We start from the raw sequence: 19,226 nt of genomic DNA, 5'->3' as shown, positions 1-19,226 counted from the left end.
ACCGGCCACGACATCCTCAACGGTCCACTCTCTCACCCGTGCCGGACGGGTCTGCGCTTTCCGCTGGGGTGTCCGGTGCCGGGTCACTCGGCTGCTCCGGGTCGCCTGCCCGGGTCCGGGTGTCGGACTCCTCCTGGAGACGGTCTTCGGGGCTCTCGGGGTTCTGCGGGGTGTCGTCGCCTTGGCTCGCCTCGTCGGTGCCGTCTCCGTCGGCCTCGCGGGCAGCGGCGCGCTTGCGCTGGGTGTACATCCGGAAGCCGGCCAGGACGAGCAGCAGGACACCACCGCCGATGACCAGCATGACCGTGGCCGTGAACTCGGTGACCTTCACGTCGAAGGTGACCTGCCCGCCGTACGGCTGGCCGTCCTCCGTGTACAGCTGGGCGATCACCGTCGCGCGGCCGTTGGCCTTGGCCGAGGTGGTGAACTTCACCGTCTGGCTGTGGCCGCCGGAGACCGTGACGGGCTGTTCCTCGTAGGAATCGCCGCCGATCTCGAGCCGGTTCGGGCTTGTCGACGTGAGCCGCAGCACCAGGTGGTCGACGCCCTGCACCAGGTTGTTCTGCACGGTGACGGGGATGGTGGCGCTGCGTCCGGAGAGTTTGGTCTCGGACTTGTCGATCAGCGTGACCTGGCCGGCGAGGCTGTCGAGGTATTTCTCCACATCTACGCGGAAGCTTTCCGCCTCCTCGGCCCGGCCGCGCCAGGAGGTGGACATCTCGCGGTTCATGGCCCGCCCGAAGGGCGTCACGACACGGGACTGGTCGTTGAGGATCACCTTGAAGTTGTCGAGCTTGTCCTGCGTCGTCGCGATCTGCTGGAAGGCCGACCTGGGCAGCTCCTGCTTGCGCAGGGACGCGGGGTAGGCGGAACTCGACGGCACCTTGGTGGTGGCGCCCTCGTCCGGCTCGGCTGCGGCGGCGGCCGTGAGTTCCTGGGACTCGGACCAGGCGCCGCCCTGGAGCGCCGTCACCGCCTCGGCCATCGCCCGGGCCTGCCGTGCCGTCGGCATGCGCTGCGGGGCGACGACGACGCTGCGCTGCTTGTCCGTCTGGAGGTTCATCGTGAGGCTCTGGGCGAGGAACTTCTGCACGGCCAGCGTGGAGGCCGACGCCTTCGTCAGATCGCCCTGGAAGGCCGTCGACAGCCGTGTGTCCGCGACCACCGCGGTGATGCCCCCGCCGATGGGCCGCGCCGCCGAGGGCGTGTACGGCAGTCCGCCCGTCTCCTCCAGGCTGTCGCTGCGCGCGATCACCTTGTCCGCTCCGGCCGAGGTGGCGACCTTGACGATCGACGGGTCGACGGCACCGTCCACGGGCCAGGCGAAGTCCGTGATCGGTTCCACGTGGAGGATCGTCTCGACGGTGCCGGCGACGACGTCGGTGGCTTCCTTGAGGTGGCTCAGCGAGCCGGTGACGCTGGTGCCGTTGTGGGCGATGGAGGCCAGGTCCGGGTCGGCGAAGGGAAGAGCGACGACCTCCTTGTCGACGACCGCCTCCTGCAGCGAGGCGAGCCACTTCTTCGCGACCGCCTGATGGGCTCCGGCCGTGGTCGTGCCGTCCTCGTTCTTCACCCGGTAGCCGCGCGTCATCGCGTCGACCGACGCCAGCAGGTCCGGGTCGATCACCCAGGTGACGTCGAGGTTCTTGCCCAGGCTCAGGAGCTGGTTCAGCCGGCCGCCCGGGGAGAGTTCCTTGGCGAGGTCGTCATTGAGGAAGACCGGCGTCTGCTGCTCGTTCGATCCCGTCTCCGCCGTCATGTGGACCGTGGAGATGAGGGGCCACAGGACGGTTGTCTTCGTCCTGGTGTCGGCCTCGCCGGACTGCCAGGGCAGGAAGGTCCGCTGGATGCCGAGCACCTGGTCCCACGGTTGCGCGGACGTCTCGCCGGAGAGTGAGACGGCGAACTGGTAGACCCCGTCCGTGGTGAGATCCAGCTCGTCGACCGGCACGGAGATGCTGAAGCGCTCGGAGACGCCCGGCGTGAGCTTAGGGAACTCCTCGACGTACTCCCCGCCGACCGATGAGCCGTCGGCGCCCTCCTGGTAGCCGGTGCGCTGGGCGGCGCTGTCGATGGCGGAGCGGGTGGTCAGCCGGGGGCCCAGGAGCAGATCGACCTCGGCGCCGGTGACGGCCTGCTTGCCGTTGTTGGTCACCGTGCCGGAGACGGTCAGGGTGTCGCCCTCGACGGGGGCGACGGGGGTGAGCGAGTCGACGGCGACGGCCACCGTGCTCGAGCCGGAGGCTGTCTTCAGCGAGGTCTGTCCGACGGCGTCCGCGGGCGTGGCGGCGGGCAGCTGGAGCAGCCCGGTGAGCAGGGGCGCGCCGGCGAGCAGTGCTGCCGTGCGCCGCAGCCACCGGCGGGCAGGTGAGGGACTGGTCCCCTGGAATTCTGCCGCCTCGGCCACGCGCTCGTCCGTCCCTCGTCGTCGTCAGTGGTCGTCGGAATGTCCGCCCACGCATGGTAACGATGCGCGCTGAGGGGAAGTGCCGCGGACCGCTCCACAAGATCGGTGGACGGTGCCGGGCTGTCCCGTATGTGCCCGTATAAAGGAGGGGCGGCTCCGCTCGCCGCACGGACGGATCTTGTGCACGTATCAAGGAGGCGAGGTGCCCGTCCGCTTTAAGGTGTGATGTCTTCCCCCCTTTTAATGGGGGCGCTCGGGGTCGCCCGAGCCACGTACCCTCTTCTGTTGTGCCGAACGCCAACGAAGACAACCTCAGTGCCCTGAGCCAGGTGCAGCACCGCGCGGTGAGTGAGCTGCTGCGGATCGCTCCTGTCGCCGACGACCTCGCCCGCCGCTTCCAGGAAGCCGGGTTCTCACTCGCTCTGGTCGGCGGATCGGTCAGGGACGCGTTGCTCGGCCGGCTCGGCAACGACCTCGACTTCACAACCGATGCCCGCCCCGAGGACGTACTGAAGATCGTGCGCCCGTGGGCGGACGCCGTGTGGGAGGTCGGGATCGCCTTCGGGACCGTAGGGGTGCAGAAGGACGCCCGCGTCGGAGACACTGATCGACGCTTTCAGATCGAGGTGACCACCTACCGGTCCGAGGCGTACGACCGGACCTCACGCAAGCCCGAGGTGTCGTACGGCGACTCCATCGAGGAGGACCTCGTCCGGCGTGACTTCACGGTGAACGCGATGGCGGTCGCGCTTCCGGAGAAGGAGTTCATCGATCCGCACGGTGGTCTCAAGGACCTCGCGGAGCGTGTGCTGCGTACTCCGGGCACACCGGAGGAGTCCTTCTCGGACGATCCGCTGCGGATGATGCGGGCCGCGCGCTTCGCCGCACAGCTCGACTTCGAGGTGGCTCCGGAGGTCGTCACGGCGATGAACGAGATGGCCGGGCGCCTCGAGATCGTCTCGGCCGAGCGGGTCCGGGACGAGCTGAACAAGCTGATCCTTTCCTCGCACCCGCGCAAGGGTCTGACGCTGCTGGTCGACACCGGACTCGCCGACCACGTACTGCCCGAGCTCCCGGCGCTCCGTCTGGAGCGCGACGAGCACCACCGGCACAAGGATGTCTACGACCACTCGCTGATCGTTCTGGAACAGGCGATCGCGCTCGAGGAAGACGGCCCCGACCTCACCCTCCGCCTCGCCGCGCTGCTGCATGACATCGGCAAGCCCCGCACTCGTCGCTTCGAGAGCGATGGCCGGGTCTCCTTCCACCACCACGAAGTGGTCGGCGCGAAGATGACCAAGAAGCGGATGACGGCGCTGAAGTACTCCAATGAGCTTGTGAAGGATGTCTCCCGTCTGGTCGAACTCCACCTCCGCTTCCACGGCTACGGCACCGGGGAGTGGACGGACTCCGCGGTCCGCCGCTACGTCCGTGATGCCGGTCCCCTCCTCGACCGCCTGCACAAGCTGACCCGCTCGGACTGCACGACCCGCAACAAGCGCAGGGCGGCGGCCCTGGCGCGGGCGTACGACGGCCTGGAGGACCGCATCGCTCAGCTCCAGGAGCAGGAGGAGCTGGACGCGATCCGCCCTGACCTCGACGGCAACCAGATCATGGAGATCCTGGGAGTCGGACCGGGGCCGGCCGTCGGGCGTGCGTACAAGCACATGCTGGAACTTCGGCTGGAGAACGGGCCGATGGAACATGACGCGGCGGTGGCGGCACTCAAGGAGTGGTGGGCCGAGCAGGGCTGAGGATGTGGAACGGGGTCATGTTTCACGTGAAACATGACCCCGTTCAGAACGCGGCGATGTTTCACGTGAAACAACGCCCCTCTCGATGTCTGCCCTACTTGGCGTCCTTCAGGCAGAGCAGGAAGTCGCTGCCGTCGCCGCTCTCGGTGTACACGTACTGGAAGTCCTTGGCCTTGGCCTCGCACTGGGAGCTGGCCGCGGCGTCAGTGGTGTACGAGCCTTCGATCTTGGCCAGCACCACGTACTCGGCGTCCGCGGAGCCGCACTCGACGACTTCGAGGTCCGGGTCGCTGTTGTTGGTGCTGCCACGCTGCATGCAGTCGCCCACCGCGGCGGTGTTGGCGTCATCCCGGCTGGCGATGATGCCAACGATGATCACGGCGAGGACCGCCACGCCGATCACGATGTTCTTGATCGTCTTAAAGCTGAGCTTGCGGCCGGCCGGCTGCGGCGGGACCGACGCGTAGGGCGAGCCGCCCTGCTGCGGGAAGCCGGGCTGCTGCGGGAAGCCGGGCTGCTGGGGGACGCCGGGCTGGCCCGGCTGCTGCGGATAGCCGCCCTGGGGCGGGTACGGAGCCTGGCCCTGCGGTTGGCCGTAAGGGTTCTGGCCCTGCCCGAATGGGTTCTGGCCCTGGGGCGGCGGAGTTGTCACTGAGGTCCCCCTGAAAAGGATGCGTGACGCGGACATGGCGTCGAAATAAGACGCACGTAAGTTATCGGCCTCCACTGACAACTCTGTATCCGGGAGTGACTCTGTGGCACTGATGTGACACTTACTGGCGTTCAAAGCGGGCCATAGTGGCGGCAACCGCCCCGTAGATAACGGCCACCGTGACCACCAGCGCCACCGACCGACCGTCCGGCGGCAGGATTGCGGCGGCCACCGCGGCGGCGCCGACGAAGGCGGCGTTGAACAGAACGTCGTAGACGGAGAAGACGCGGCCGCGGAAGCCGTCGTCGACCGAGGACTGCACGATCGTGTCCGTGGCGATCTTCGCCCCCTGCGTGGTGAGGCCCAGGACGAATGCCGCTGCCAGCATGGGAGCCGTGGCGAACGGCAGGCCCAGGACGAGTTCCAGGACCGCGGCCGCCGCGGCACATACGATGATCCAGCCGCCGGGGCCGAGTCGTCCCGCCGCCCAGGGCGTCAGCACTGCCGCCGCGAAGAAGCCGGCACCGGAAATGGCCAACGCCAGTCCCAGCAGGGCGAGTCCGTCCTCCGAGGTGGACGTGAAGGCGTACCGGCAGAGCATCAGCAGCATGACCGTCAGGGCGCCGTAGCAGAACCGCATCATCGTCATCGCGCACAGTGCCCACGTCGCCTGCCGGCGCTGCGGCGCGGCGAGATGACGTACACCTGCCACCAGGTCGCGTGCGGTGCCGGACAGTGCGGCGGTGAGGCGGGGCTGGACCAGCTCCCGGTCGGGACCCAGCAGGTCCCGGGCCATGCGCAGCGAAGCCAGCCCGGCGCACAGATACAGCACGGCGCCCAGCAGCACCACGGCCGCGTCGGAGTCGGCGCCCAGGATTCGTACGAGAAAGGCGAGGCCGCCGCCGGCGGTCGCGGCGAGCGTTCCGGCGGTCGGGGACAGGGAGTTGGCGATCACCAGCCGGTCGGCGTCGACCACGCGGGGCAGCGCGGCGGACAGGCCCGACAGGACGAAGCGGTTGACGGCGGTGACGCACAGGGCGGAGACGTAGAAGAGCCAGTCCGGGACGTCGCTGACGATCAGAGCGGCCGTGACCGTCGCCAGCAGGGCGCGCAGCAGGCTGCAGTACAGGAGGACCTGACGGCGGCGCCAGCGGTCCAGCAGGACGCCGGCGAAGGGGCCGACCAGGGAGTACGGCAGGAGCAGGACCGCCATCGCGGAGGCGATCGCGGCGGCCGACGTCTGCTTTTCCGGCGAGAAGACGACGTAGGAGGCGAGTGCGACCTGGTAGACGCCGTCGGCCCCCTGGGACAGCAGGCGTACGGCGAGCAGGCGCCGGAACCCCTGGAAGCGCAGGAGGACGCGCAGGTCACGGACGACGGCCATGGGGCACAGCCTCACATACGGGGAGGGTCCCCGGGCGGAATGCCTCGGGGACCCTCACCATCGAGCAAGACCTGGGTCTTTAGCGCTCGACCTCACCCTTGATGAACTTCTCGACGTTCTCGCGGGCCTCGTCGTCGTAGTACTGGACCGGCGGGGACTTCATGAAGTAGCTCGACGCCGACAGGATCGGGCCACCGATGCCGCGGTCCTTGGCGATCTTCGCGGCGCGCAGGGCGTCGATGATGACGCCGGCGGAGTTCGGGGAGTCCCAGACCTCGAGCTTGTACTCCAGGTTCAGCGGGACGTCACCGAACGCGCGGCCCTCGAGGCGGACGTACGCCCACTTGCGGTCGTCCAGCCAGGCCACGTAGTCGGACGGGCCGATGTGGACGTTGTCCGCGCCCATGTCGCGGTCGCGGATCTGGGAGGTGACGGCCTGCGTCTTGGAGATCTTCTTCGACTCGAGGCGGTCGCGCTCGAGCATGTTCTTGAAGTCCATGTTGCCGCCGACGTTCAGCTGCATCGTGCGGTCGAGGACGACGCCGCGGTCCTCGAACAGCTTCGCCATGACGCGGTGCGTGATGGTGGCGCCGACCTGCGACTTGATGTCGTCGCCGACGATCGGCACGCCCGCCTCGGTGAACTTGTCCGCCCACTCCTTGGTGCCGGCGATGAAGACCGGGAGGGCGTTGACGAAGGCGACCTTGGCGTCGATGGCGCACTGGGCGTAGAACTTCGCCGCGTCCTCGGAACCGACGGGCAGGTAGCAGACGAGGACGTCGACCTGCTTGTCCTTGAGGACCTGGACGACGTCGACCGGCGTCTCGGCGGACTCCTCGATGGTCTCGCGGTAGTACTTGCCGAGGCCGTCGAGGGTGTGGCCGCGCTGGACGGTCACGCCGGTGCTCGGCACGTCGCAGATCTTGATGGTGTTGTTCTCGGAGGCGCCGATGGCGTCCGCGAGGTCGAGGCCGACCTTCTTCGCATCGACATCGAACGCGGCGACGAACTCCACGTCACGGACGTGGTACTCGCCGAACTGCACATGCATGAGGCCGGGCACCCTCGACGCCGGATCGGCGTCCTTGTAGTACTCGACTCCCTGCACCAGCGACGCGGCGCAGTTGCCCACGCCGACGACGGCTACGCGAACCGAACCCATTCCGGTTGCTCCCTGTGTGTACGAGTGAGGCCCTGGCAGGGGTCTCACGTGGTGGTGTCGCCGGGCGTATCCGGACCGGGGGTGTCCCCGGGCCGGGGCAGGACGCCCGGCGCTCCCTCTGTGGTGTCGCGAGCGGCTTCTCCGTGGGCGGGACCCTTCAGGTCCCGGCCCGCCCGCTCACTTTCGATGAGCTCGTTCAGCCAGCGCACTTCGCGCTCCACGGACTCCATCCCGTGGCGCTGGAGCTCGAGCGTGTAGTCGTCGAGGCGCTCCCGGGTGCGCGCCAGAGAGGCGCGCATCTTCTCCAGGCGCTCCTCCAGCCGGCTGCGTCGCCCCTCGAGTACGCGCATGCGTACGTCGCGCGACGTCTGCCCGAAGAAGGCGAAGCGAGCGGCGAAGTGCTCGTCCTCGTACACATCGGGCCCGGTCTGCGAGAGCAGTTCCTCGAAGTGCTCCTTACCTTCCGCCGTCAATCGGTAGACGATCTTGGCGCGGCGGCCGGTGAGGGGCGCGGCGAGGGCGTCCTCGGTGGTGTTCCCCGGCTCTTCGATCAACCAGCCGTTGGCGACCAGCGTCTTGAGGCAGGGGTAGAGCGTCCCGTAGCTGAACGCACGGAACACACCCAGTGACGTGTTGAGTCGTTTGCGCAGCTCGTATCCGTGCATCGGGGATTCGCGGAGCAGGCCGAGTACGGCGAACTCGAGGATCCCGGAACGCCGGCTCATCGTCGCCTCCTCTCTGCCGCGGCCCGTGCGACGGGCGCCTTGACGGTCCTTATGCCGAGCTGATGTATCGACTCGATACATCCCGACGATAGAACGGCCTTCCGGATGCGACAAGAGGGAGGACGGTGAACGGGATCACATCACCGATTCGTAGGAAGTAAGTTGCCTGTTTTGGGGTGAACTTCGGTGCTAGGTGGGTTTTGACGGTGCGTAGTCTGTGCGGCATGCAGACCACCGGGAACCGAGTGACGTCTGGGGGCGTCCTCGTCCCCGGTGCAGTACGGGTGAATGCAGGACCGACCACATCCGTACTTCGGGGGGACCGGAAACCTGCCGCCGTTTCCAGGCGCGCCACGGTGCGCCTGCCCTAGGAGTAGTCGTTCGATGAGCGAGCACCGTCGCAAACCGCCGCAGCCGCAGGGAGGCGGACGTGCCGCGGCCCGACGCGGCCAGTCCGGCTTGCCCACCGGCCGCCGCGCGGCACCGCGAGGCGCAACCGGGTCTCCTTCCGACTCGTACGGGTCGGGTTCCGGGTCGGGAGCAGAGGAGCGGCCGTACGGCGGCCGCGCCGAGGCCCGGCGTGCGGCCCAGAGAAGCACAGGCGGCCGCCGCAGAGCGGCCGACCCCGGCCGGAGCGGCCGAGGCGCCGTTCCCGGTGGTCCGAACGGTCCTGGACGAGGAAGAGGGCGACCGGCTCCTCCTGGCCGCAAGAGGCTCGTCGACTACCCCCGGGCCGGTAAGTACGGATGGCGCCGCTGGGTGCCCTCCTGGAAGCTCGTCTCCGGCCTGTGCATCGGCTTCTTCGGCAGCCTGGTGGCCGTGGCGGGCATCGGCTACGCGATGGTGGGCGTCCCCGACATCCAGAAGACTGCCGAGGCGCAGAACAACGTCTTCTACTGGGCCGACGGCAGCGAGATGGTCTCCACGGGTGGCGAGACGAACCGCCAGATCGTCAACCTCTCGCAGATCCCCAAGGCGATGCAGTACGCGGTCATCTCCCAGGAGAACAAGACCTTCTACTCCGACAACGGCATCGACCTGAAGGGCATCGGCCGTGCCGTGTTCAACATGGCCAGGGGCGGCGAGACGCAGGGTGGATCCACGATCACCCAGCAGTACGTCAAGAACGCGATGCTCAACGACCAGTCGCAGACCGTCTCCCGGAAGTTCCAGGAGATCTTCGTCTCGATCAAGGTGGGAGCGAAGCTCTCCAAGGACGAGATCATGGCCGGCTACCTGAACTCCGGCTACTACGGCCGCGGGGCCTACGGCATCCAGGCGGCCGCACGCGCGTACTTCAACAAGGACGCCGTCGACCTGAACGAGGGCGAGTGTGCCCTCCTGGCAGCGACGCTCAAGGGCGCCACGTACTACGACCCAGCGGGTTCGCGCTCCATCGACCCGGTCGGGGCCACTCCCGAGGCGAACCAGCGGCGCGCAAAGATCCAGATGCAGGACACCTTGGACAAGATGGTCGAGTACGGCCATCTGGATGCCGCGACGCGGGCCAAGTACACCGAGCTTCCCAAGACCCAGAGTCCGCGTTCGAACGCCGCGCTGAGCGGCCAGGTCGGCTATCTCGTCGACCTGGCCAAGGCGTATCTGGTCAACAACACGAAGATCACTGAGGACGACCTGCAGAAGGGCGGCTACTCGATCTACACGACCTTCGACAAGAGGAAGGTCAAGGAGCTCGAGGACTCGGTCAAGAAGGTCCAGAAGGCCAACATCGACCCCAAGAAGCGCCCGAAGACGGACACCCACGTCCAGTTCGGCGGTGCTTCCATCAGCCCGAAGACCGGCGCGATCAAGGCCATCTACGGCGGTGAAGACGCGACCAAGCACTTCACCAACAACGCCGACGTCACCGGCGCCCAGGTCGGTTCGACGTTCAAGCCGTTCGTGCTCGCGGCAGCGATGACGTGGGGTGTGCGGGACCCGGATCTGGGTCCGACCCAGGCGCAGGACGAGCGGACCCAGGTGTCCCCGAAGAGCCTGTTCAGCGGCAAGAACAAGCTGAAGATCGAGGATTACACCGGAGAGGTCTGGAAGAACGAGAAGGGCAAGGAGTGGCTGCAGGTCAATGACGGCGACGAGTCGTACGGCACTCCGCCCGACTACCAGATCGATCTCCGTGAGGCGATGCGGGAGTCGGTGAACTCCGCCTTTGTGCAGCTCGGCATGGACGTCGGCCTGGACAAGGTGAAGGAGGCCTCCATGAACGCGGGCCTCAAGGAGGACAGCCTGGCCGGCACCAACTATCCGACGTTCTCCATCGGCACCTCCGACCCCAGCGCGATCCGTATGGCGGGTGCGTACGCCACGTTCGCGGCCAGCGGCAAGCAGCGTGAACCGTTCTCCGTGGAGAAGGTCACGAGCAAGGACGGCACGGTCTTCACACACGAGACGCAGACCAAGGAGGCGTTCACCGAGGACGTCGCCGACAACGTCACGGACGTCCTGAAGACGGTCGTCGACAAGGGAACGGGTACCAACGCTCAGCTGACCGGGCGCGATGTGGCCGGCAAGACCGGTACCACCGACGGCAACAAGTCCGCCTGGTTCGTCGGCTACACCCCGCAGCTGTCCACATCGATCACCATGTTCCGGTACGACGACGATGAGACCAAGAAGAACCGTACGTTCCTGGAGATGTACGGCACGGGTGACCAGGAGTCGATCCACGGCGCCTCGTTCCCGGCCGAGATCTGGCACGACTACATGGAAGCGGCGCTGAAGGGGGAGCCTGCGATCGACTTCCCGACGCCCAAGCCCATCGGTGAGATCGTCAACGAGCCGACGCCGACCCCCACTCCCACCATCACGGAAACGCAGGAGGAGAGCCCGACGCCGACTCCGACGCCCAGTCAGCCCCTGCCGTCGCCCACGCCCACGCAGAGCGAGACTTGTGGCTTCTTCGGCTGTGAGGACGGCGGCTCCGAGACGGGCGGTGCGGACAGCGGAGGAACGGACGGCGGTGTGACCGCCTCACCGACGCCCACAGGTACGGGCGACGAGGGCGGAAACAACGGCAATGGCAACGGAGGCTTTCTCGGAGGCTCAACGGGTTAGCCACCGGATCGTCCGGTGTGACTGTTTCACGTGAAACACCCGGATGTTTCACGTGAAACGAGGGCCGCCGCACCCACGAGGTGCGGCGGCCCTCGCCGTATTCCTAGGTCGGTACGGCAGGATGTGCCCTATGCCCAGCGCAGAATCGACGCAAGCGAGCGTGCACGAGCCGGACCCGGTCCCGCCGACCAAGACCGATGAGGTCGCGGCGACCGGCAGTGAGCTGATCGGCGGTCCCATCGGCCGACGCGCCCTGCTCGGGACGTCCTGGTGGACCCCCGTGCGGATCATCGCGCTGGTGGCGATCGGCATGTTCGCCCTCGGCCTGGTCCAGAAGGCGCCCTGCTACAACGGCGCCTGGTTCTTCGGCGCCAGCTCGCAGTACACGCACGCGTGCTACTCGGACATCCCACACCTTTACCAGGGGCGCGGGTTCGCCGACGGGCTTGTGCCGTACTTCGACAAGCTCTCCGGCGATATGCAGTACCTCGAGTACCCGGTGCTGACCGGAGTGTTCATGGAGGTGGCCGCCTGGCTCACGCCCGGCAGCGGCAGCATCCAGGACCAGGAGCAGTGGTACTGGATGGTCAACTCCGGGCTGCTGATGGTGTGCGCCGTCGTCATCGCCGTCTGTGTGACCCGTACGCACGCCCGGCGGCCCTGGGACGGTCTGCTGGTCGCTCTGGCGCCCGCCTTCGCGCTGACCGCGACCATCAACTGGGACCTGCTGGCGGTCGCTCTAACGGCCGCGGCGATGCTGATGTGGTCGCGGGGCCGCTCGCTCGCCTTCGGCGTCCTCCTGGGGCTTGCCACGGCCGCCAAGCTCTATCCCTTCCTGCTGCTCGGGCCGCTGCTTGTGCTCTGCTGGCGCGCGGGCAAATGGCGGGAGTTCGGCACGGCACTGGGAGGGGCGGTCGTCGCCTGGCTGGTCGTGAACCTGCCGGTGATGCTGTTCGCCTTCGAAGGCTGGTCGAAGTTCTACGAGTTCAGCCAGGAGCGGGGCGTCGACTTCGGCTCCTTCTGGCTGATCATGGCCCAGAACTCGTCCAACCCGCTCAGCACCGACACCGTCAACACGCTCGCCACGCTGCTCATGCTGGTGTGCTGCGCGGGCATTGCGGCGCTCACGCTGACCGCACCGCGCCGTCCGCGCTTCGCCCAACTCGCCTTCCTGATCGTCGCGGCCTTCATCCTCACCAACAAGGTCTACTCGCCGCAGTACGTCCTGTGGCTGATCCCGCTGGCCGCGCTGGCCCGGCCGAAGTGGCGGGACTTCTTGATCTGGCAGGCCTGCGAGGTGGCGTACTTCCTGGGCATCTGGCTGTACCTCGCCTACACGACCAGCGGAGACGCCCACAAGGGCCTTCCGACCGACGGCTACCACTGGGCCATCGGCGTGCACTTGCTGGGGACGCTGTACCTGTGCGTGCTGATCGTGCGCGACATCCTCATGCCGGAGCGGGACGTGGTGCGCAGGGCCGGCGACGACGACCCCTCGGGAGGCGTCCTCGACGGTGCTGAGGACGTCTTCGTGCTCGGCGCTGCAGCCCATCCGCCGCGGCACGCGGCGCAGTTCGAAGGAGCTCAGGTGGAGTGGGGCAGCGCGCGCCCCGGGCCACCTGAGGGGCGTTCGCTCTGAGCGAACGGGGCGGGCGTGGGCTACGCAAAAGGCCGTACACGGTGTTCCCGTGTACGGCCTTTCCTGCTGTGGCGCCGCTGCTCAGCGATCGACGAGCCGGTCGAACTGCGTGGTGGTGTGCCGCAGATGGGCCACCAGCTCGTCGCCGACCGTCGGCTCCGGGGCGTCCGCGGGCACGAACAGGATGGAGACCTGCATGTGCGGCGGCTCGGCGAACCAGCGCTGCTTGCCGCCCCAGACGAACGGCGAGAGGTTCCGGTTGACGGTGGCGAGGCCGGCGCGGGCGACGCCCTTGGCGCGGGGCATGACGCCGTGCAGCGCCTTCGGGGCTTCCAGACCCACTCCGTGCGACGTACCGCCCGCCACGACCACCAGATAGCCGTCCGAGGCCGCCTTCTGCTGCCGGTAGCCGAAGCGGTCGCCCTTGGAGACGCGGGTGACGTCCAGGACCGCGCCGCGGTACTCGGTTGCCTCGTGGTCGCCCAGCCACAGCCGGGTGCCGATGCGGGCGCGGAAGCGGGTCTGCGGGAACTGCTGCTGGAGGCGGGCGAGTTCCTCGGCCTTGAGGTGGCTGACGAACATCGTGTGCAGCGGCAGGCGGGCCGCGCGCAGCCGGTCCATCCAGCCGATGACTTCCTCGACGGCGTCCGAGCCGTCGGTGCGGTCCAGCGGCAGATGGATGGCGAAGCCCTCCAAGCGGACGTTCTCGATGGCGGCGTGCAGCTGCGGCAGGTCCTGCTCGTTCACGCCGTGCCGCTTCATCGAGGACATCACCTCGATGACCACCCGGGCGCCCACGAGGCCGTACACGCCGTCCACCGACGACACCGAGCGGATGACCCGGTCCGGCAGCGGCACGGGCTCCTCGCCGCGCCGGTACGGCGTGAGCACCAGCAGGTCGCCGCCGAACCAGTCCTTGATGCGCGCGGCCTCGTACGTCGTGCCCACGGCGAGGACCTCCGAGCCCAGCCGGGTGGCCTCCTCGGCGAGCCGCTCGTGTCCGAAGCCGTAGCCGTTGCCCTTGCAGACCGGGACGAGACCCGGGAACTGCTCCTGCACGTGCTTGTGGTGCGCCCGCCAGCGCGCGGTGTCGACGTAGAGCGTGAGCGCCATGGCCGGACCTGGAACCTTTCTCGTGGCTGCGGTGTATCAGAGATGTGAAAGCAAATTGTGGTGCGTCAGCGGCGGGACATGTAGATGTCGAGCGCCTTGTGGAGCAGCTTGTTGAGCGGGAAGTCCCACTCACCGAGGTATTCGGCGGCCTGGCCGCCCGTGCCCACCTTGAACTGGATCAGGCCGAAGAGGTGGTCGGTCTCGTCCAGCGAGTCGGAGATGCCGCGCAGGTCGTAGACGGTTGCGCCGAGCGCATAGGCGTCGCGCAGCATTGTCCACTGCATCGCGTTCGAGGGCCGGACCTCGCGGCCGATGTTGTCGGACGCGCCGTAGGAGTACCAGACGTGCCCGCCGACGATCAGCATGGTCGCGGCCGACAGGTTCACCCCGTTGTGGCGCGCGAAGTACAGCCGCATGCGGTTGGGGTCCTCGGAGTTGAGGGCCGTCCACATGCGCTGGAAGTACGACAGCGGGCGGGGCCGGAAGTGGTCGCGCACAGCGGTGATCTCGTACAGCCGCTGCCATTCCTCGAGGTCGTGATAGCCGCCCTGGACGACCTCGACGCCGGCCTTCTCGGCCTTCTTGATGTTGCGGCGCCAGAGCTGGTTGAAGTTCTTGTGGACGTCTTCCAGGGAGCGGTTGGCCAGCGGCACCTGAAAGACGTATCGGGGCTGTACGTCACCGAAGCCGGCGCCCCCGTCCTCCCCCTGCTGCCAGCCCATACGGCGGAGCTTGTCGGCGACCTCGAAGGCGCGCGGCTCGATGAAGTCGGCCTCGATGTCACGCAGGCGCTTCACGTCCGGGTTCTGGATGCCCTGCTTGATGGAGCCGGCCTCCCAGCGCCGGATGATCACCGGCGGGCCCATCTTCACGGAGAAGGCACCCTGCTGCTTGAGGTGCGCGAGCATCGGTTCCAGCCACTCGGTGAGATTCGGCGCGAACCAGTTGATGACCGGGCCCTCGGGCAGATAGGCCAAGTAGCGCTTGATCTTGGGCAGTTGCCGATAGAGGACGAGCCCCGCGCCGACCAATTCACCGGTGCGGTCGTCGAACCATCCGAGGCTCTCGGAGCGCCACTCCGCCTTGACGTCGGCCCAGGCCGGGACCTGCATGTGGCTCGCCGACGGCAGGCTCTGGATGTATGCCAGATGCTGCTCGCGACTGATCGTCCTCAGGGTCAGGCTCATTCGGGGCGCTCCTCGGGCTGGTGTGTCCCCATGGGTACAGGGGCTCCGGCTCTAGCGCCGAAGCCTACTGCGCCTTGCGAGCGCCCCGACTGGGCCTACGGAAGCTTCGCCCCGGCCTGTTGGCCGCCGGGGCGTTGTGCGGTGTTGAGGAGACAGTGGCGGTGGCTCAGAAGACCCCGCCGAAGAGACCGCCGTGCGCCATGCCGAGGAAGAAGCCGACCCCTGAGGCGCCGAGGCCCAGGATCAGACCGAAGCGTTCGCGGGTCGTCTCCGAGATCCACTGCCCGTAGGCGCCGGTGATGATCCCCACCAAGCCTGTCCAGGAGCTCAGCAGGTGCAGGCTGTGGAACATCGCTGTGACGAAGGAGATGATGCCCAGCACCAGGGTCACCGCGAGAAGCGTGTCCTGGAGCGGGTGGGGTTTGCCGTCGGTGGCGAAGAGGCCTCCGACGGTGTTGGGTCGCAATGCTTGTGCCATAGGGCACCTCCTGCGGAAGACGGCGCATCGTAGCGCCATACACACCCGATGTGTACAGATTGTCGGTGTCGGCGGCCGGATTTCAACCGGAAGCCGGTGTGCGGGTACTCTGTACCCTCTGCACTGGTGTCTGCCCATGCCACGGCTCGGAATCCCGAGGGGAACCCCGATTGTCAGTGGCGGCCGATACCGTTGCGTACGCATCACAACCCTCCTGCCACGGAACGACCGTGGCCGTTGAGTCCAAAGGAGGTGGGTTCCACATGCGTCACTACGAGGTGATGGTCATCCTCGACCCCGATCTGGAGGAGCGCGCTGTCGCCCCCCTGATCGAGAACTTCCTCTCCGTCGTCCGTGAGGGCAACGGCAAGGTCGAGAAGGTCGACACCTGGGGCCGTCGTCGTCTCTCGTACGAGATCAAGAAGAAGCCCGAGGGCATCTACTCGGTCATCGACCTGCAGGCCGAGCCTGCGGTCGTCAAGGAGCTCGACCGCCAGATGAACCTGAACGAGTCGGTCCTCCGGACCAAGGTCCTCCGCCCCGAGACCCACTGAGCTCTTCCGCTCAGCTGAACTCGGGATTCTGAGTAGCAGCACAAGCAGCCAGCAGCAGCAAACCCGCCGAGAGGTTCCCCCATGGCAGGCGAGACCGTCATCACGGTCGTCGGCAATCTTGTCGACGACCCCGAGCTGCGCTTCACCCCCTCCGGTGCGGCGGTCGCGAAGTTCCGTGTCGCGTCCACTCCCCGCACCTTCGACCGTCAGACGAACGAGTGGAAGGACGGCGAGAGCCTCTTCCTCACCTGCTCGGTCTGGCGTCAGGCGGCGGAGAACGTCGCAGAGTCGCTCCAGCGAGGCATGCGCGTCATCGTGCAGGGCCGGCTGAAGCAGCGGTCCTACGAGGACCGTGAGGGCGTCAAGCGCACGGTCTACGAGCTGGACGTCGAGGAAGTCGGCGCCAGCCTGCGCAACGCCACGGCCAAGGTCACCAAGACCGCCGGCCGCGGTGGCCAGGGTGGTTACAGCGGCGGTGGCGGTGGCGCCCAGGGTGGCGGCGGCTGGGGCGGTGGCCCCAGCGGCGGTCAGCAGGGCGCTGGCGGTGCTCCCGCCGACGACCCGTGGGCGACCGGCGCTCCCGCCGGTGGCCAGCAGGGCGGTGGCGGTGGCGGCGGCTGGGGTGGAAACTCCGGCGGCGGTCAGCAGGGCGGCGGCTACTCGGACGAGCCCCCCTTCTAGGCCTCAGGGCCGAGGGTGGGTCGTACCCACACTTCTTGATCACACAGGAGAAACACCATGGCGAAGCCGCCTGTGCGCAAGCCTAAGAAGAAGGTCTGCGCTTTCTGCAAGGACAAGGTCACGTACGTGGACTACAAGGACACGAACATGCTGCGGAAGTTCATTTCCGACCGCGGCAAGATCCGTGCCCGCCGCGTGACCGGCAACTGCACGCAGCACCAGCGTGACGTCGCCACGGCCGTGAAGAACAGCCGTGAGATGGCGCTGCTGCCCTACACCTCCACCGCGCGATAAGGGAAGGGTGACCGACACATGAAGATCATCCTCACCCACGAGGTCTCTGGCCTCGGTGCCGCGGGCGATGTCGTCGACGTCAAGGACGGTTACGCTCGCAACTACCTGATCCCGCGGAACTTCGCGATCCGTTGGACCAAGGGTGGCGAGAAGGACGTCGAGCAGATTCGTCGTGCTCGCAAGATCCACGAGATCCAGACCATCGAGCAGGCCAACGCTGTGAAGGCCCAGCTCGAGGGCGTCAAGGTCCGTCTGGCCGTCCGCTCCGGCGACGCCGGTCGTCTCTTCGGTTCCGTCACCCCTGCCGACATCGCTTCCGCGATCAAGGCTTCCGGTGGCCCCGAGGTCGACAAGCGCCGTATCGAGCTCGGTTCGCCGATCAAGACCCTCGGTGCTCACGAGACGTCTGTACGTCTGCACCCCGAGGTTGCCGCCAAGGTCAACATCGAGGTTGTCGCGGCGTAAGCGCTGCGCTCGCGAGAGCGGTGTGTGGGGGGGCCCCCCGAGGGGGGGGGGGCCCGCAGTGTGGGCGGGGTTTGTGGGGGTGACGGGGGGCCGGCGCGGGGGGCGCGGGGCGCGGCCCACCACCGTCCGCCCCCCCCCCCCACACTGCTTGCCGGTGTTTCACGTGAAACACCGCGAACCGCATGGGGGCCGGGCCCCACCGACCCCTCATGTTTCACGTGAAACGCTCAGCGGGTCGCGCCGGTGACGATCCAGCGGCCCGAGCGGGTGCGCAGCCACAGGGTCAGCATCCGGACGGTCATCATCAGTGTCATGGCGGCCCAGACCGCGGTGAGCCCTCCGCCGAGCACGGGGATGAGCAGCGCGACGGGGACGAACACCGCGAGGGTGACCACCATCGCCCAGGCCAGATAGGGTCCGTCTCCCGCGCCCATCAGGACGCCGTCCAGGACGAACACGATGCCGCAGATCGGCTGCGAGAGGGCCACCATCAGCAGAGCGGGCAGCGCGGCGTCCTTGACCACGGAGTCGCTGGTGAACAGTGGCAGGAACAGCGGGCGGGTGAGCATCACCAGCAGTCCCAGTACGAGTCCGGTGGCGATACCCCACTCCACCATCCGTCGGCATGCGGCTCGGGCGCCTTCGGCGTCTCCGGCGCCCAGATAGCGTCCGATGATGGCCTGCCCGGCGATCGCTATGGCATCCAACGCGAAGGCGAGCAGGCTCCACAGGGACAGGATGATCTGGTGCGCTGCGACATCGGCATCGCCGAGGCGGGCTGCTACAGCCGTGGCAATCATCAGGATCGCCCGCAGGGAGAGCGTGCGGACCAGCAGGGGCAGGCCTGCTTGCGCGGAAGCCCGGATCCCGGCGATGTCGGGGCGCAGCGAAGCGCCGTGACTGCGGGCGCCCCGGACGACCACCACAAGGTAGGCCGTCGCCATACCGCACTGGGCGATGACAGTGCCCCAGGCGGATCCGGCGATGCCGAGGCCGGCGCCGTAGACGAGTCCCACGTTCAGGGCGCCGTTGGCGAGGAAGCCCGCGATCGCGACGTACAGAGGCGTCTTGGTGTCCTGCAGTCCGCGCAGGACACCTGTCGCGGCGAGTACGACGAGCATGGCCGGTATGCCGAGGGCCGAGATGCGCAGATAGGTGGTCGCATACGGTGCCGCGGTGTCCGAGGCGCCGAAGAGGTCCACGAGTGCTGGCGCCGTGGGCAGGACGACGGCCACGACCGCTGCGCCGAGGAGTAGGGCGAGCCAGATGCCGTCCACGCCCTGGCGGATGGCGGACTGGAGATCGTCGGCGCCGACGCGTCGGGCGACGGCCGCCGTGGTGGCGTAGGCCAGGAAGACGAAGACGCTGACGGCTGTCATGAGGAGGGCGGAGGCGACCCCGAGTCCGGCGAGCTGCGCCGTGCCGAGATGGCCGACGATCGCACTGTCGGCCATGACGAAGAGGGGCTCGGCGACGAGTGCGCCAAAAGCCGGGACGGCCAGTGCGACGATCTCTCGATCGTGCTGTCGCCGGCCGGCCTTGGGGGTCGCGGGAGCCTGTGTCATGAGCATCAATCTAATCGTCCACAGGTAAGAGATGCAATGGCAATAGGACCCTTACTTGCCGTCTTGGCCCCCGCGCTCTCGTGCACAGTTTGAA

General features: G+C 67.7%; 16 protein-coding genes. 7 read left to right on the top strand and 9 right to left on the bottom strand.

Going from position 1 to position 19,226, the window contains the following annotated elements; translation table 11 throughout:
- Nucleotides 1-16: 16 nt before the first annotated feature.
- Nucleotides 17-2,407: a DUF6049 family protein gene (locus AB0I98_RS16510; RefSeq protein ID WP_362941487.1), complete on the bottom strand. Its 2,391-nt coding sequence runs from the start codon at nt 2,405-2,407 to the stop codon at nt 17-19.
- Nucleotides 2,408-2,694: 287 nt separating this feature from the next.
- On the opposite strand from AB0I98_RS16510, the gene AB0I98_RS16505 reads away from it, so the two are divergent.
- Nucleotides 2,695-4,161, top strand: coding sequence for a CCA tRNA nucleotidyltransferase (locus AB0I98_RS16505; RefSeq protein WP_362941484.1), 1,467 nt, complete (start codon nt 2,695-2,697; stop codon nt 4,159-4,161).
- A gap of 94 nt (nt 4,162-4,255) precedes the next feature.
- Here the strand turns inward: AB0I98_RS16505 and AB0I98_RS16500 are convergent, their stop codons facing one another.
- The 4 genes from AB0I98_RS16500 to AB0I98_RS16485 all read right to left on the bottom strand — a co-directional run bounded on the left by AB0I98_RS16500 (nt 4,256) and on the right by AB0I98_RS16485 (nt 8,084).
- Nucleotides 4,256-4,813 (bottom strand): hypothetical protein, encoded by a 558-nt coding sequence (locus tag AB0I98_RS16500; protein WP_362941481.1) that lies wholly within the window; start codon nt 4,811-4,813, stop codon nt 4,256-4,258.
- A gap of 121 nt (nt 4,814-4,934) precedes the next feature.
- Nucleotides 4,935-6,197, bottom strand: a complete 1,263-nt coding sequence (locus AB0I98_RS16495) for an MFS transporter (protein ID WP_362941478.1) — start codon at nt 6,195-6,197, stop codon at nt 4,935-4,937.
- 79 nt (nt 6,198-6,276) lie between these two features.
- A complete protein-coding gene (locus AB0I98_RS16490; RefSeq protein WP_362941474.1) occupies nt 6,277-7,359 on the bottom strand; it encodes an inositol-3-phosphate synthase in 1,083 nt (360 codons plus the stop codon).
- 44 nt (nt 7,360-7,403) lie between these two features.
- Nucleotides 7,404-8,084 carry a PadR family transcriptional regulator gene (locus AB0I98_RS16485; RefSeq protein WP_301982408.1) on the bottom strand — a complete coding sequence of 227 codons (681 nt, stop codon included), beginning with the start codon at nt 8,082-8,084 and terminating at the stop codon, nt 7,404-7,406.
- A gap of 384 nt (nt 8,085-8,468) precedes the next feature.
- Here AB0I98_RS16485 and AB0I98_RS16480 point away from each other — a divergent pair, with 384 nt between their 5' ends.
- Nucleotides 8,469-11,156, top strand: a complete 2,688-nt coding sequence (locus AB0I98_RS16480) for a transglycosylase domain-containing protein (protein ID WP_362941471.1) — start codon at nt 8,469-8,471, stop codon at nt 11,154-11,156.
- 121 nt (nt 11,157-11,277) lie between these two features.
- Entirely contained in the window at nt 11,278-12,795 is a 1,518-nt protein-coding gene (locus AB0I98_RS16475; protein WP_362941468.1) for a glycosyltransferase 87 family protein, read from the top strand.
- A gap of 81 nt (nt 12,796-12,876) precedes the next feature.
- Here AB0I98_RS16475 and AB0I98_RS16470 read toward each other — a convergent pair whose 3' ends face one another.
- From AB0I98_RS16470 to AB0I98_RS16460, 3 genes are all read right to left on the bottom strand, one after another.
- Nucleotides 12,877-13,908 (bottom strand): alanine racemase, encoded by a 1,032-nt coding sequence (locus tag AB0I98_RS16470; RefSeq protein WP_362941465.1) that lies wholly within the window; start codon nt 13,906-13,908, stop codon nt 12,877-12,879.
- Between the two features lie 65 nt (nt 13,909-13,973).
- Entirely contained in the window at nt 13,974-15,095 is a 1,122-nt protein-coding gene (gene femX / locus AB0I98_RS16465) for a peptidoglycan bridge formation glycyltransferase FemX (protein WP_362941462.1), read from the bottom strand.
- Between the two features lie 166 nt (nt 15,096-15,261).
- Nucleotides 15,262-15,573, bottom strand: a complete 312-nt coding sequence (locus AB0I98_RS16460) for a hypothetical protein (protein ID WP_210573517.1) — start codon at nt 15,571-15,573, stop codon at nt 15,262-15,264.
- A gap of 263 nt (nt 15,574-15,836) precedes the next feature.
- On the opposite strand from AB0I98_RS16460, the gene rpsF reads away from it, so the two are divergent.
- The 4 genes from rpsF (at nt 15,837) to rplI (ending at nt 17,567) form a co-directional block, all read left to right on the top strand.
- A complete protein-coding gene (rpsF, locus tag AB0I98_RS16455; RefSeq protein WP_005482942.1) occupies nt 15,837-16,127 on the top strand; it encodes a 30S ribosomal protein S6 in 291 nt (96 codons plus the stop codon).
- Between the two features lie 81 nt (nt 16,128-16,208).
- Nucleotides 16,209-16,808: a single-stranded DNA-binding protein gene (locus tag AB0I98_RS16450; protein ID WP_362941459.1), complete on the top strand. Its 600-nt coding sequence runs from the start codon at nt 16,209-16,211 to the stop codon at nt 16,806-16,808.
- A 57-nt stretch (nt 16,809-16,865) separates the two neighbouring features.
- Nucleotides 16,866-17,102 (top strand): 30S ribosomal protein S18, encoded by a 237-nt coding sequence (gene rpsR, locus AB0I98_RS16445; RefSeq protein ID WP_003949403.1) that lies wholly within the window; start codon nt 16,866-16,868, stop codon nt 17,100-17,102.
- Nucleotides 17,103-17,120: 18 nt separating this feature from the next.
- Nucleotides 17,121-17,567 carry a 50S ribosomal protein L9 gene (gene rplI / locus AB0I98_RS16440; protein ID WP_250073675.1) on the top strand — a complete coding sequence of 149 codons (447 nt, stop codon included), beginning with the start codon at nt 17,121-17,123 and terminating at the stop codon, nt 17,565-17,567.
- A 227-nt stretch (nt 17,568-17,794) separates the two neighbouring features.
- Here the strand turns inward: rplI and AB0I98_RS16435 are convergent, their stop codons facing one another.
- Complete coding sequence (locus AB0I98_RS16435; RefSeq protein ID WP_362941456.1) at nt 17,795-19,132, bottom strand: MATE family efflux transporter; 1,338 nt, start codon at nt 19,130-19,132, stop codon at nt 17,795-17,797.
- Nucleotides 19,133-19,226 lie beyond the last annotated feature (94 nt).

Source organism: Streptomyces sp. NPDC050211, from assembly GCF_040656035.1.
GTDB lineage: Bacteria > Actinomycetota > Actinomycetes > Streptomycetales > Streptomycetaceae > Streptomyces.
The sequence above is the reverse complement of the archived record's forward strand: the minus strand, read 5'-3'. Positions and strand labels throughout refer to the sequence as shown.

Bases quoted from the DNA above. Each gene is read 5' to 3' on its own strand.
- rplI (WP_250073675.1), top strand. From the start codon at position 17,121: ATGAAGATCATCCTCACCCACGAGGTCTCTGGCCTCGGTGCCGCGGGC.
- AB0I98_RS16450 (WP_362941459.1), top strand. From the start codon at position 16,209: ATGGCAGGCGAGACCGTCATCACGGTCGTCGGCAATCTTGTCGACGAC.
- AB0I98_RS16470 (WP_362941465.1), bottom strand. From the start codon at position 13,908: ATGGCGCTCACGCTCTACGTCGACACCGCGCGCTGGCGGGCGCACCAC.
- AB0I98_RS16495 (WP_362941478.1), bottom strand. From the start codon at position 6,197: ATGGCCGTCGTCCGTGACCTGCGCGTCCTCCTGCGCTTCCAGGGGTTC.
- AB0I98_RS16480 (WP_362941471.1), top strand. From the start codon at position 8,469: ATGAGCGAGCACCGTCGCAAACCGCCGCAGCCGCAGGGAGGCGGACGT.
- AB0I98_RS16490 (WP_362941474.1), bottom strand. From the start codon at position 7,359: ATGGGTTCGGTTCGCGTAGCCGTCGTCGGCGTGGGCAACTGCGCCGCG.
- AB0I98_RS16485 (WP_301982408.1), bottom strand. From the start codon at position 8,084: ATGAGCCGGCGTTCCGGGATCCTCGAGTTCGCCGTACTCGGCCTGCTC.
- rpsR (WP_003949403.1), top strand. From the start codon at position 16,866: ATGGCGAAGCCGCCTGTGCGCAAGCCTAAGAAGAAGGTCTGCGCTTTC.
- rpsF (WP_005482942.1), top strand. From the start codon at position 15,837: ATGCGTCACTACGAGGTGATGGTCATCCTCGACCCCGATCTGGAGGAG.
- AB0I98_RS16475 (WP_362941468.1), top strand. From the start codon at position 11,278: ATGTGCCCTATGCCCAGCGCAGAATCGACGCAAGCGAGCGTGCACGAG.
- AB0I98_RS16460 (WP_210573517.1), bottom strand. From the start codon at position 15,573: ATGGCACAAGCATTGCGACCCAACACCGTCGGAGGCCTCTTCGCCACC.
- AB0I98_RS16435 (WP_362941456.1), bottom strand. From the start codon at position 19,132: ATGACACAGGCTCCCGCGACCCCCAAGGCCGGCCGGCGACAGCACGAT.
- femX (WP_362941462.1), bottom strand. From the start codon at position 15,095: ATGAGCCTGACCCTGAGGACGATCAGTCGCGAGCAGCATCTGGCATAC.